Origin of the sequence: Vibrio sp. MMG023 (genome assembly GCF_021654215.1) — a bacterium.
GTDB lineage: Bacteria > Pseudomonadota > Gammaproteobacteria > Enterobacterales > Vibrionaceae > Vibrio > Vibrio jasicida.
On record NZ_JAKFZP010000017.1, the window covers coordinates 1 to 13331 of the forward strand.

At 46.2% G+C, this 13331-nt stretch carries 11 protein-coding genes and 1 riboswitch; of the genes, 9 read left to right on the top strand and 2 right to left on the bottom strand.

The features are described from left to right. The first annotated feature begins 400 nt into the window (after positions 1 to 400). From L1076_RS25955 to thiH, 8 genes are all read left to right on the top strand, one after another. Positions 401 to 1783: a multicopper oxidase family protein gene (locus tag L1076_RS25955; RefSeq protein WP_237304766.1), complete on the top strand. Its 1383-nt coding sequence runs from the start codon at positions 401 to 403 to the stop codon at positions 1781 to 1783. A 123-nt stretch (positions 1784 to 1906) separates the two neighbouring features. Continuing rightward, positions 1907 to 2290 (top strand): fluoride efflux transporter CrcB, encoded by a 384-nt coding sequence (gene crcB / locus L1076_RS25960; RefSeq protein WP_005430379.1) that lies wholly within the window; start codon positions 1907 to 1909, stop codon positions 2288 to 2290. Positions 2291 to 2351: 61 nt separating this feature from the next. Continuing rightward, positions 2352 to 2450, top strand: a riboswitch (TPP riboswitch). Between the two features lie 165 nt (positions 2451 to 2615). Beyond that, positions 2616 to 4556 (top strand): phosphomethylpyrimidine synthase ThiC, encoded by a 1941-nt coding sequence (gene thiC / locus L1076_RS25965; protein WP_045409351.1) that lies wholly within the window; start codon positions 2616 to 2618, stop codon positions 4554 to 4556. Then, positions 4556 to 5971 (top strand): thiamine phosphate synthase, encoded by a 1416-nt coding sequence (locus L1076_RS25970; RefSeq protein ID WP_054757326.1) that lies wholly within the window; start codon positions 4556 to 4558, stop codon positions 5969 to 5971. The genes thiC and L1076_RS25970 overlap by 1 nt, the downstream gene beginning before the upstream one ends. Continuing rightward, positions 5958 to 6731: a HesA/MoeB/ThiF family protein gene (locus L1076_RS25975; RefSeq protein ID WP_054757325.1), complete on the top strand. Its 774-nt coding sequence runs from the start codon at positions 5958 to 5960 to the stop codon at positions 6729 to 6731. Before L1076_RS25970 ends, L1076_RS25975 begins: the two co-directional genes overlap by 14 nt. A 38-nt stretch (positions 6732 to 6769) precedes the next feature. Further along, positions 6770 to 7024: a sulfur carrier protein ThiS gene (gene thiS, locus L1076_RS25980; protein WP_237304739.1), complete on the top strand. Its 255-nt coding sequence runs from the start codon at positions 6770 to 6772 to the stop codon at positions 7022 to 7024. Positions 7025 to 7029: 5 nt separating this feature from the next. Next, on the top strand, positions 7030 to 7797 hold the full coding sequence (locus tag L1076_RS25985; protein WP_054757312.1) for a thiazole synthase: 768 nt from the start codon (positions 7030 to 7032) through the stop codon (positions 7795 to 7797). Positions 7798 to 7831: 34 nt separating this feature from the next. Beyond that, positions 7832 to 8944 (top strand): 2-iminoacetate synthase ThiH, encoded by a 1113-nt coding sequence (gene thiH / locus L1076_RS25990; protein ID WP_237304741.1) that lies wholly within the window; start codon positions 7832 to 7834, stop codon positions 8942 to 8944. Between the two features lie 127 nt (positions 8945 to 9071). Here the strand turns inward: thiH and L1076_RS25995 are convergent, their stop codons facing one another. After that, a complete protein-coding gene (locus L1076_RS25995) occupies positions 9072 to 10862 on the bottom strand; it encodes an aminopeptidase P family protein (protein WP_237304743.1) in 1791 nt (596 codons plus the stop codon). Between the two features lie 203 nt (positions 10863 to 11065). Then, positions 11066 to 12007 carry a LysR substrate-binding domain-containing protein gene (locus tag L1076_RS26000; protein ID WP_038868610.1) on the bottom strand — a complete coding sequence of 314 codons (942 nt, stop codon included), beginning with the start codon at positions 12005 to 12007 and terminating at the stop codon, positions 11066 to 11068. Positions 12008 to 12114: 107 nt separating this feature from the next. Between L1076_RS26000 and L1076_RS26005 the strand changes: the two genes are divergently transcribed. Continuing rightward, positions 12115 to 13308: a multidrug effflux MFS transporter gene (locus L1076_RS26005; RefSeq protein ID WP_197064562.1), complete on the top strand. Its 1194-nt coding sequence runs from the start codon at positions 12115 to 12117 to the stop codon at positions 13306 to 13308. Positions 13309 to 13331 lie beyond the last annotated feature (23 nt).

Here is a 13331-nt window from a genome sequence, read left to right on the forward strand (position 1 = left end):
TAGAAACCCAGTCTTCGGACTGGGTTTTGTCGTTTATAAGCAAAAATACTTTCCCTTTTCAGGGAACGAGTCCCGGTTGCCCGCAACCCCGGCCTCTCCGCCATTTATTTAGAAAGCCTTGCTAGAAATAGCAAGGCTTTCGTCGTTTCTAGAGCCTTCAATTTCTTACTTGCTCTAGCCTTATTTACCATTAAGCTCCCTCCTTCTTAAACCGATCTCTTTTACTTGCTTGCTATATGTGTGTAGGTGCTTACTATCTTTTTAGTGCCTATAAAATAAGGAACTTCACTTATATTCCTGACCCTAAGCATCATTAGTGCACATCTTTAAAAGATAAGTGAGAATCATTATTAATATTTAGTTACACTCACATCAATTGGAATAATGAGTGACTAAATACATGGATATATCTCGTCGACGCTTTCTTCAATCTTCCTTAGCGATCTCTGCGCTTACCTTTCTGCCTGCATGTTCTCTATCTAGGAGTACTGATAAACAGGGTCAGCACATATACGACATCACTGCAGAGCCTTCTACTGCTGAATTAGTATCAGGGTTTACCACGGATGTACTTGCGTTTAATGGCTTGATTCCAGCGCCTACGATTCGTTGTCGCCAAGGCGAGAAAGTTATTATTCGGTTTACTAACAAGCTTTCAGAGCCGACTACAATCCACTGGCATGGCTTGCGAATCCCTATTGAAATGGATGGTGTCCCTTTCTTGAGCCAGCCGCCTATTATGCCGGGTGAAACATTCGTTTATGAATTTACACCACCAGATGCGGGTACATTTTGGTATCACCCACACATGAATAGTGTTAAGCAGCTTGGGATGGGCTTAGTCGGGCTAATCATCGTTGAAGAGGCAGAGCCTGTTCAGTTTGATGAAGAGCATAAAGTCGTCCTCAAGCATTGGCATTTAGACAAGCAAGGTCAGTGGAAGAGCCTTATGGTGCCGCGCTTGAGTGCTCGTATGGGGACGCCCGGAGAGTGGAGTAGCGTCAATGGTGTGCATGAACCTGTTTATACGCTGAAGCAGAATGCTACCACGCGATTAAGAATTGCTAATGTCGATAACACCATTACTTACCCGATCGCTATAGAAGGCGCAGAGGCTTGGGTTATTGCTATAGATGGTAATCCTGTTAAAACGCCTTATAAGCTCACTCAGCACAAAATTGGTCCGGGAATGAGGTTAGATATCGGATTGATTGCTCCGAAGGCTGGAGAAAGTGTTTATGTGCGTCAAATGAAAGGACGCTTCCCATTTCCTTTGTGTGAGTTTGATATTGTTGAATCTGACCTGCCGAGTAATCAGAAACTGCCTTTATTGCCTCTCAACCCTGTGCCAGATCTTGATTTGGAAAATGCTGATCAAATTGATTATGTGTTTGAATGGGAGGGGGCGGTCACTCCGGCCGATAAATCTGGCAAAGCGATACCTAAGTTTTGGTTGATGAATAAAAGAGCTTGGGAGGGAATGAGTAAAGATAATATTCCAGCACCGCTTTCAACATTGGAGCTCGGGAAAACCTATATCTTCAACCTTAAAAACGTCACCCAATATCATCATCCTATCCATCTACATGGACACACGTTTACTGTTCTTGAGTTAGATGGCAAAAAACTTGATGAGCCGTTTCATACCGATACGGTCTTACTTGGAAAAAATGGCAGTGCGAAAGCGGCATTTGTTGCAGATAACCCAGGGCGTTGGATGTACCATTGTCATGTGATCGAACACATGAAGACGGGTTTGATGGGTTACATCGAAGTAAAGTGACTCCTGTAACTTTTTAAATCTTGATAAGTTTTAAGCGCTATACTTTGCTGAATTCTAAGATTGTATAATCACTATTGCCGTAAATTTGATTACAATGTCGCCATTAACTTTTCTGGGGGAATTATGGGACAACTATCCGTTTTGGGTTTTATTGCATTGGGTGGCGCATTTGGTGCATGTTCTCGTTACTTAATTTCTGAACTTTGTGTGATGCTACTCGGTCGTGGCTTTCCGTACGGTACCTTAACCGTGAACGTTGTTGGCTCATTTATTATGGGTCTACTGATTGCTGCGTTTGAAACTGAGTTGATGGTCACTGACCCATGGCGTCAAATCATCGGTCTTGGTTTTTTGGGCGCATTAACCACATTCTCTACTTTCTCGATGGATAACGTGTTGCTTATGCAGCAGGGCGCTTTCTTTAAGATGGGATTGAACGTATTGCTGAATGTCGTGTTAAGCATCTCAGCTGCGTGGATTGGTTTCCAATTATTGATGCGTAGCTAGCAAAAATACTCAAATCTTAATCAGGTCGGCTTGGTTTAACCAAGCCGTTTTTATATACTGATTTTACTTGTCGGAGTGCCATAAGGCTGAGACCGTTAATTCGGGATCCGTTGAACCTGATCAGATTAGAATCTGCGAAGGGAACAAGAGAAGATATCTACACCAGAGCTCTATCTGGTTGACCTATCAAATAGTCGAATGTTGTTATAGGCGAAGAGTACTTGCTCAATCTGTCCTTAATTCGATTCCTCTTGTCGCATCTATCCGCCAAGCATTTTTATCCCAATACTTTTTATCTAAGCATAACAAAGCAAGGAAAAATGCTATGTCGAGTCGCAAGCAAGCGAGACTGGAAGCAAAACAGTTCATTGATACACTCTCGGTACAACCGTACCCAAATTCAAGCAAAGTCTACGTAGAAGGTTCACGTCCTGATATTCGTGTGCCAATGCGTGAAATATCACTTGCTGATAGCCTTATTGGAGGCACAAAAGAAGCGCCTATTTTCGAGCCTAATGAGCCAGTACGCGTTTACGATACCTCGGGTGTATACACAGACCCAAATCACACCATAGACCTTTACAATGGCTTACCTAAACTGAGAGAAGGGTGGATTGAAGAGCGTGTCGATACTGAGCTACTTAATGAAGTAAGCTCGGTATACACCAAAGAGCGCCTAGAAGATGAAACGCTAGACGATCTTCGTTACGGTAATCTACCACGTATTCGACGTGCCAAAGATGGGCAGTGTGTGACTCAGTTGCACTACGCTCGCAAAGGCATTATCACCCCAGAAATGGAATATATCGCCCTACGTGAAAATATGGGACGTGCTCAATACCGCGATGAAGTGCTGAATCAACAACATCCGGGTCAAAGCTTCGGAGCGAATCTTCCAAAAGACATTACCGCCGAGTTTGTGCGTAAAGAAGTCGCCGAAGGTCGCGCGATTATCCCTTCTAATATCAACCACCCAGAATCCGAACCAATGATCATTGGGCGTAACTTTTTGGTCAAAGTGAACGCCAACATCGGTAACTCATCGGTCACTTCTTCGATTGAAGAAGAAGTAGAGAAACTAGTGTGGGCGACGCGCTGGGGTGGCGATACCGTTATGGATCTCTCTACTGGACGCAATATTCACGAAACTCGCGAGTGGATTCTACGTAACAGTCCGGTTCCTATCGGTACCGTACCAATGTACCAAGCGCTTGAGAAAGTGAATGGTGTTGCGGAAAACCTTAACTGGGAAGTGATGCGCGATACTCTGATTGAGCAAGCAGAGCAGGGCGTTGACTACTTCACTATCCATGCCGGTTTACTACTTCGTTATGTGCCAATGACTGCAAAACGTGTTACTGGCATCGTCTCTCGTGGTGGTTCTATCATCGCGAAATGGTGTTTAGCGCATCACCAAGAAAGCTTCTTATACACCCATTTCCGAGAGATCTGTGAAATCTGTGCTAAGTACGATGTCGCACTATCTCTTGGTGATGGTCTGCGTCCTGGCTCGGTTGCTGATGCTAACGATGAAGCGCAATTTGCAGAGCTTCGTACGCTTGGCGAATTGACCAAGGTTGCATGGGAATACGACGTACAGGTGATTATCGAAGGTCCTGGTCATGTTCCAATGCATATGATCAAAGAGAACATGGAAGAGCAGTTAGAGCACTGTCATGAGGCTCCTTTCTACACCCTTGGTCCGCTGACGACAGACGTCGCTCCTGGTTACGACCATATTACTTCAGGCATCGGTGCTGCCATGATTGGCTGGTATGGCTGTGCGATGCTTTGCTACGTAACTCCTAAAGAGCATCTTGGTTTACCAAATAAAGAAGACGTGAAGGTAGGCATGATCACTTACAAGCTTGCTGCGCACGCCGCTGATTTAGCGAAAGGGCACCCTGGTGCACAAGTTCGTGATAACGCGCTTTCTAAAGCTCGCTTCGAGTTCCGCTGGGAAGACCAATTTAACTTGTCGCTCGACCCAGATACCGCTCGCGCTTTCCATGATGAAACCTTGCCTCAAGAGTCTGGAAAAGTTGCTCACTTCTGTTCCATGTGTGGACCAAAGTTCTGCTCGATGAAGATCTCGCAAGAGGTACGAGAGTATGCGAAAGACACTGAGCAAGTTGCTGCGGACCAAGCTATCTCAATCAAAATGCTGGATGATCCTCTTGAGGGGATGCGTCAGAAATCGCAAGAATTTAGAGATACAGGCTCCGAGCTATACCACCCAGCAGCACATGCCGAGGTAAGTGACTAATGAGCAAAATCCTTATTCCGTCATCATTGATTGAGCTAACAGGTTTAGTTCAACAATGTTTGTTGTTGGCGAAAGAACAGGGTTTTAGCATCGAAGACATTGAGTTGGGTGTGAGCCCAACTCAATCTATTCAGCTTGTTCGCGACCAACAGACCACACACATAACGACAGATCTTATTGATGGTTATGACTCTGAGCATGAGAGTTCATTTGTGCTCTATTACCGCTCTGCTTTATCGGTAGAAGCGTGTGCTAAGCAACCGTCGAAAGCGATTTATATTGGCATTGCTGATACGCAGATATTCGATGAAAAGGAGAAAGTGCTTCAGCTTGATATCTGGCATCACCCAATTAACAACGAAGTGAGAGCGCTTTCCGTTAAGTCCAAATTCAACGCAATGTTTGATCCCGAACATCACCTTGCTTGGATAGTAACGCTGACAGTACTCGATTTTCCTATCGAAGATGCGTTAACACTTGCTCGAGGAATGCTAACTCAACAAGCGAATGTTTCACGTGAAACACTGTTTAATGACAACCTTGACGAGGGACGAACTACTCAGTGGGCTTACCAATTTGATAATTTCCCCACACCTGTACTGGAGGATAACCGACTCGATATTCAAGTTGGTTGGTCCGCACAAGGCGAGAGCGTTAGCTTTCCAATTCTGACTAAGCAAAGTCTAGGGCTCTATCCAGTCGTTGATGATGTTGCTTGGATTGAGCGTTTACTGCCACTAGGCATCAACACTATTCAACTGCGAATCAAGAACCCACAACAAGCCGATTTAGAACAACAGATCATTCGAGCAATTGAGCTAGGTCGTCAGTATCAAGCACAAGTGTTCATCAATGACCATTGGCAGTTGGCAATCAAGCATGGCGCTTATGGCGTTCACCTAGGACAAGAAGACATAGAAGAATCGAACTTGGCTCAGCTAACTAAAGCCGGTATTCGTCTTGGTCTTTCTACTCATGGTTATTATGAGCTACTGCGTATCGTGCAAATTCATCCTAGTTACATCGCGCTAGGGCATATTTTCCCAACCACCACTAAACAGATGCCATCGAAACCACAAGGTTTGGTGCGCTTGGCTTTGTATCAAAAGCTGATTGATAGCATTCCTTATACAAATGCAGAGGCTGCTTTCCGTCCTTCAAAAGACAAAGCAGTTAGTGACTATGTGCTTGGCTTTCCGACGGTCGCGATTGGTGGCATTGACCAATCTAATGCAGACCAAGTTTGGCAAACAGGTGTTTCTAGTTTGGCAGTTGTGCGAGCTATTACGTTGGCAGAATCACCTCAGTCCGTCATCGAGTTCTTCGCACAACTGATGAAGGAAAGACAGCTAACGTTTACTGATCAGAATGATGAATTGGCGGATACCAAGAGAGGCGAGCATGCTCACGGATAAGCAGTTCCTTCGCTATCAGCGCCAACTCGCTCTGCCTGAAATTGCCGAAATTGGGCAAGAGCGTTTGAGCAAATCGCATGTGCTGATCATCGGTTGTGGCGGGTTAGGGAGCGCAGCGAGTTTGTACTTGGCATCAGCGGGTGTTGGTAAATTGGTTGTGGTCGATGACGATGAAGTTGATAGCAGTAACCTACAGCGTCAGATCATTTATCGTGAACAAGACCTCCAAGTTGCGAAAACAGAAGCGACTGTAAAGCAACTCACTGAACTTAATTCTATGGTCCAAGTTCGTGCTCTCAATAAGCGATTAGACAAAGCACAGCTGCAGCTTGAGGTGATGCTAGCGGATGTGGTGCTCGACTGCACCGATAACATGCCAACGCGCCAGCTCATTAACCAAGTTTGTTTCGAGAAAAATACGCCACTCATTTCAGCAGCGGCAATTGGTTGGCAAGGACAATTCGCTGTCTTTGATTACCAAACACCAAGTGAACAAGAAGCGCAGAGTAAAGCGTGTTACCGCTGCTTGTATCCGTTCGACGAATTACCACAAAGTCAAAAATGCAGTGAGAGCGGTGTCGTCGGTCCGGTGGTAGGCACACTTGGTAACTACCAAGCGATAGCGGCAATTCAAAAACTGGCGACGGGAAAGTTTCATGTCGAGACTGCCAAGTTGCATCTGTTTGATGGGTTGAAACTGCAATGGCAAACCATGGCGATAAGCAAAGACAAACAGTGCCAAGTGTGTGCTCAGGCTTAGCTTACGAGTAATGGGCAGAATTAAGAGAGTTGGAAGTAATGACGTTATCAGAACAACAAACAACACAAATGATCGCGGCTGACTTAGAGGTGATCACTATTGTCATCAATGACCAGTCACATCAAGTCGCCAGTAAGTCGAATCTACAGCAAATCATTAGTCAATTTGCGCTGCCTGAAATGGGTTGTGTTTTTGCAATTAATAACAATGTTGTGCCGCGCAGTGAGTGGGCTAGCACAGTTCTTTCACAGGGAGATAGCATCTCTTTGTTTCAAGCGATCGCAGGAGGTTAAAGTCGATGCTTAAAATTGGTGATAAACAATTCGAATCAAGACTGTTCACGGGAACAGGGAAGTTTGCCAACAGCCGATTAATGGCAGAAGCGATTCAAGTATCGGGTTCTCAACTTGCGACCATGGCATTGAAGCGTGTCGATGTGAACGACCAACAAGACGACATTTTGCTGCCGTTAGTACAAGCGGGGGTGAACTTATTGCCAAACACTTCGGGGGCGAAGAATGCTAAAGATGCTGTGTTTGCTGCACAACTGGCGCGAGAAGCGTTGGGGACAAACTGGTTAAAACTGGAAATTCATCCAGACCCGAAGTACTTAATGCCTGATCCAACTGAGACACTTGCAGCCGCTGAGCAACTGGTTCGTGAAGGCTTCATTGTCCTTCCTTACTGTCATGCTGACCCGGTTCTGTGTAAACGATTGGAAGAAGTAGGCTGTGCTGTGGTCATGCCATTAGGTGCGCCGATTGGTTCCAACAAAGGGATAGTTTCTCACGATTTCCTAGAGATTATCATCGACCAAGCTAATGTTCCTGTGGTTGTGGATGCGGGTATTGGTGCTCCTTCACATGCTGCACGTGCGATGGAAATGGGCGCGGATGCCGTGCTCGTCAATACTGCGATTGCAGCTTCGAGCGATCCCGTTGCGATGGCGAAGGCATTTAAGTTGGCGGTAGAGTCGGGGCGTATGGCTTATGAAGCCGGACTTGCTGGTAAGGTTTCTCATGCGGTTGCGTCGAGTCCACTGACGTCATTCCTAGATGAGCTTTAGTCCTAGATTGGTTTAGCTATTAAGCGAGGAAAACATGAGCTTCGTTGAACAATTTAAGCAGCTGAATTGGGATGACATTTCGATGTCGATCTACGCGAAAACGGCACAAGATGTCGAGCGAGCATTGAATAAACCCAAGCGTGATTTGGAAGACTTTAAAGCGCTAATTTCACCTGCGGCTGAAGCGTACTTAGAGCAGATGGCGCAGCTGTCATACTCGGCAACTCGCAAGCGTTTTGGTAATACCATGTCGCTTTATATTCCATTGTACCTTTCTAACTTGTGCGCCAATGCTTGTACTTATTGTGGCTTCTCGATGGAGAACAGAATCAAGCGTCGTACCTTGAATCGGGACGAAGTAGCTGCAGAGGTTGAAGCCATTAAACGCATGAAGTTTGATAGCGTATTGCTGGTGACTGGTGAACACGAAACCAAAGTGGGAATGAAATACTTCCGCGAAATGGTGCCGATGATTAAGAAGCGCTTTAACTATTTGGCGATGGAAGTGCAGCCGCTAGATCAAAACGAATACGCTGAGCTCAATATATTGGGTTTGGATGCGGTGATGGTCTATCAAGAAACGTATCATCCTTCGACTTACGCCGAGCACCATTTGCGTGGCAATAAGATGGATTTCGAATACCGATTGGATACACCCGATCGTCTTGCAAAAGCAGGCATCGATAAGATCGGTATTGGTGCTTTGATAGGATTGGAAGAGTGGCGTACCGATTGCTTTTATGTGGCAGCGCACTTGGACTATCTTGAGCGCACGTATTGGCAGACTCGTTACTCGATTTCATTTCCGCGTTTGCGTCCTTGCGAGGGCGCGCTCCAACCAAAATCAGTCATGACGGATAAGCAGCTTGTGCAGTTGATTTGCGCTTATCGCTTGTTGAATCCAGAAGTTGAGTTGTCATTATCGACTCGTGAGTCACCGAAATTCAGAGACAATGCATTACCGTTAGGCATCACCAGTATGTCTGCTGCATCGAAAACTCAGCCGGGTGGTTACGCGATGGATGATGTTGAACTCGAGCAGTTTGAGATCAGCGATGAGCGAAGCGCGGGTTCTGTGGAAGATATGATTCGAGCCAAAGGCTTTGACCCTGTATGGCGAGATTGGCACTCGGCGTATTCTGGTTAAGTAGCAAAGAAAGCCACTGGTCATCTTTATGTTTCACGTGAAACATAGGCAAAAAAAGAGAGTTGATGCAAAACATCAACCCTCTACTTTTTCTAGCTTCTAGCTTCTAGCTTCTAGCTTCTAGCTTCTAGCTGTGTGCTACAGGTAGCGTTGCTTGACGAAGCCACTCTTTCACATCACCTTCAACTAGCGGGCTGATCTCATCCCATACTTTCTGATGGTAATCATTCAGCCAAGCAAGTTCTGGACGAGTTAGCATATCAACGTTGATGTTGCGCTTGTCGATTGGGCAGCGTGTTAGCGACTCAAATGATAGAACAGGGAAGTCACCGTTAGTCGGGGTTTCAACAACAAGCTCTAGGTTTTCAATACGGATACCAAACGCATCTGCACGGTAGTAACCTGGCTCGTTGGATAGCACCATACCTTCTGTTAGAGGCACGTCGATTTGCTTCTTCGAAATGCTCGCTGGACCTTCATGAACACTTAGGAAGTGACCAACACCGTGACCTGTACCGTGATCGTAATCGTAGCCTTCCGCCCATAGGTGCTGACGAGCTAGCGTATCGATTTGGTAACCACGTGTGCCTTTCGGGAAACGTGCACGAGCAACACCGATGTGACCTTTTAGTGCGAGAGTGAATTGTTTAATCATCTCTTGTGAAGGCTGACCGATCGCAATTGTACGCGTGATGTCTGTCGTGCCATCTAGGTACTGACCGCCTGAATCCACTAGGTAAAGCGTGTTTAGTTCAAGCTTGCCAGGTTCAGGTTGGTTCTCGTGGTTGTAGTGACACATCGCCGCGTTGCCGCCCGCAGCTGAAATAGTATCGAAGCTAAGATCCATCAGTGTTGGGTCTTCGCTACGGAACGCTTCCAGTTTGTCAGCCAATGTTGCTTCATCATGCAAGTTACCCGCAACGACTTCTGCATCTAACCAAGATAGGAACTTGCTCATCGCCACGCCATCACGGATATGACAAGCTTTCATGCCTGCGATTTCAACTGCGTTCTTCGCCGCTTTTGGCATTAGGCATGGATCAGCTTTACTCACCACTGAAGCGCCAGCATTTTGTAGAACCAACTTAAACCACGCGTTACTTGTCGCAGGGTCAACCAGTACATTCTTGCCAGTTAGGGTTTCTAGTCGTGCTTGTAATGCTTCTGGGTGATGAACCGTTACTCCCGCACCAACGTGAGCGTCAAACTCAGTAGGTAGGCGAGCTGGATCTAGGAAGTATTCCACGCTTGAATCTGAGTTCAGAATCGCGTGAGAAAGCAGAACTGGTAGACGTGATACATCAAGACCACGAACGTTAAGTAGCCAACAGATAGAATCAAGTGCAGTGATAACTGCGCTGTCTGCGCCGGCTTTTTTCAAGAGCTCTGCGATTTCTTGGCGTTTGCTTTCACTTGATTGACCAACTGATTCTGTTGCCATTAGGCGAACATCAGAAACTACAGGAGCAGGGCGGTCGTGCCACAGCTCATCAATTGGGTTGCTGTCGAGAATCTTAAGCTCAAGTGCACCTGTAAGTTTTGCTTGTGCCATGTCCAGCCAAGCAGAGTTGTGCATGCGAGGGTCGATTGCCACAGACGCGCCATTTGTAAGATGGTCTTTAATCCAATCTAACGCGGGCTCTTCAATCAGGTGACGGTATTCGAATAGATCAGCAGGAACCTGCTTGGTTACTTGTACCGTGTAGCGACCATCAACAAAGATAGCGGCTTTGTCTTTGGTGATTACCGCAGCACCAGCAGAACCGGTAAAACCAGTTAGCCAATGTAAACGCTCGTTGTGCGCTGGTACGTATTCGCCCAAGTACTCGTCTTCATGTGGGATAAGTAGGGCGTCAATATTATGTTGTGCTAGCCATTCGCGAATTGCATTCACGCGGCTTTGGGTATCGTTGTGCATCTGTGTTATTCCTTCAAATTACCGCTCCTTCATGCTCAGGTGTGGGAGCTGTTTCCATCTGCTTCATGCAGTTTACGAATCTATTGAGGTTCGCAATCACTTCAATAGAGTCGGAGTACAACAGACCATAGATGAGCCAAAAAGGACTATCGACTGTTAAGCTACTCATTTTACCGTAAGAGCGCAAATCGCGTCCGGGATTTTTATCTAAGATGATCGGTTTTTTGCGTGATCATGGTACGTAGCCAAGTTAATGCCGGGTCATTTTCTCTGTCTCGGTGCCAGAACAAAGTGTAAGCCATTGGCGGGAATTCGAGTGGCAGCGGCAGTAATGCCATGTCGTGTTGTTTGGCTGCCAGCTTCACAAAGTGGCTTGGCGCGGTAAACACAAAATCGGTGTAAGAACACAAACTGGCGGCGCTGTTAAAGTCCGGTACGGTGACTGCGATATCACGTTCGCGACCAATGTCGGCTAGACGATAGTCGAGCAACCAACGGTCGTTGCCATCACAACGCACCTGAACATGGCGCAGGGCTAGGTACGCTTCTAAGTTCCAATTACCACGCAAAGCGGGATGGTCTTTACGAACAATGCACATTTGGTGGTCGCGATAGATTTCCTGCTCACAAATGTCATCTGGCGGCAACATAGTCAGCTTGGCATCGTTGATGTCGATATCTCGTCCCGTCATACCTAAATCAATCTCACCACGTTGAATCATTTTAAAAGTCTGTTCAGACCATGGATGCGTGCTGATGGTCACACCAGGTGCTTGCTGAAATATTGCTGGCAAGAAGTGGGGCAGAATGAGCGGGTAGACACTCTCCACCGCAGCAATTTGAAAACGGTATTCACTGCTCTGTGGTGAGAACTCTTCTGGTTGAGTCAGGACATCAAGTTGATTTATCAACAGATCCAGTTTCGGTTTGAGGAACAAAGCTCGTGGTGTTGGCGTCAATCCATGCGAGTTTCGTGTGAACAAAGGGTCATCAAACTGAGTGCGTAACTTAGCCAAAGATTTACTCACTGCAGACTGACTCAAACAGAGTCGGTGTGCAGCTCGAGTAACATTCAACTCCTCGATTAGTACCTTAAAACAGACCAACAAGTTGAGGTCGATGCGTACCAGTTTCTCTACGTTCACTGTGATTTTCCTCATTGGAATAATGGTCATGAGTATACATCATTTCCATTCATATCATCAGATGATTAAGCTTTGCTCAAAAGTTCTTATTCAATTTGGAGTGTTTTGTGTCTAGCCATATTACAAATAGCAAAAAACAGATGGCGCTGTTGACCATGTTAGTTCTGTTCAGTCCGCTTGCGATTGATATCTATCTACCTGCTTTGCCTCTTATCGCATCCACTTTTCAGGTAGAAAATGCATTGGCACAAGACACCATCACTTGGTTCCTATTTGCTATGGGCGTTGGCCAGCTATTCGCAGGCCCCTTGGCAGATAAACTCGGACGTCGAACTGTTGCATTGGGAGGCATCACCATCTACGCATTGAGCGCTTTATTGGCGTGGAGTGCTCAAAATATTGAGTGGATGTTGACGGCTCGTTTGCTACAAGGCTTAGGTGCATGTGCAACATCTGTAGCAGCCTTTGCAACAGTTCGCGATATCTTTGGTCCGGAAAAAAGTGGCAAAATGATCAGTTACCTTAACGGGGCGATCTGCTTTATCCCGGCATTGGCGCCTATTTTAGGCAGTTGGCTAACCCAGCAATTCGATTGGCGTGCAAACTTCAGCTTCATGGCCGGCTTCGCTGTGATTGCCGGAACGATGATTTTCTTTGGAATGAAGGAAACCAACCCTGCAACTGAAAAACAAGCTGTGTTTAAACTGAGCCGTTATTGGTCTGTATTAAGCACGCCGTCATTCATTTTCCATGCATCATTGTGTCTAATGGCGATGGCGGTCATTCTTGCTTACGTCACATCAGCTCCAGGTGTACTGATGACGGGCATGGGTTTATCCATGAACGAGTTTACCTTCTGGTTTGGTCTTAACGCGGCGTTTAATATTGCAGCTTGTATGTTGGCACCCAAATTCATGGATCGCTGGGGTACGCACAATTCACTGGTTGTTGGTATTAGCTTACTCTCGATAGCTGGCGTTATCATGATGGTGATGAAAGGACACAACACGGCGCTGTCTTTCATGCTGCCAATCTTTATCTCATCGGTTGGCTTCGCTTGGATTCTCGGTGCAGCAGCAGGTAAAGCGTTAGAGCCGTTTGGTGATAAAGCGGGCACAGCGGCAGCGTTACTTGGCTTGTTCCAAATGAGCGGTTCTGGTTTATTAGTAGGTACACTACAGCGTCTATCACTTGACCCACAAACCCTGATCGCAATTCATATGTGGGTTCTACTTCCAGCATTGCTGATTCTGTTCACGAAAGCAGGCAAGAACTGGCATACAAAATTAGTGAATGCGTAAAACTCGGTAATTTAGTATTTTCC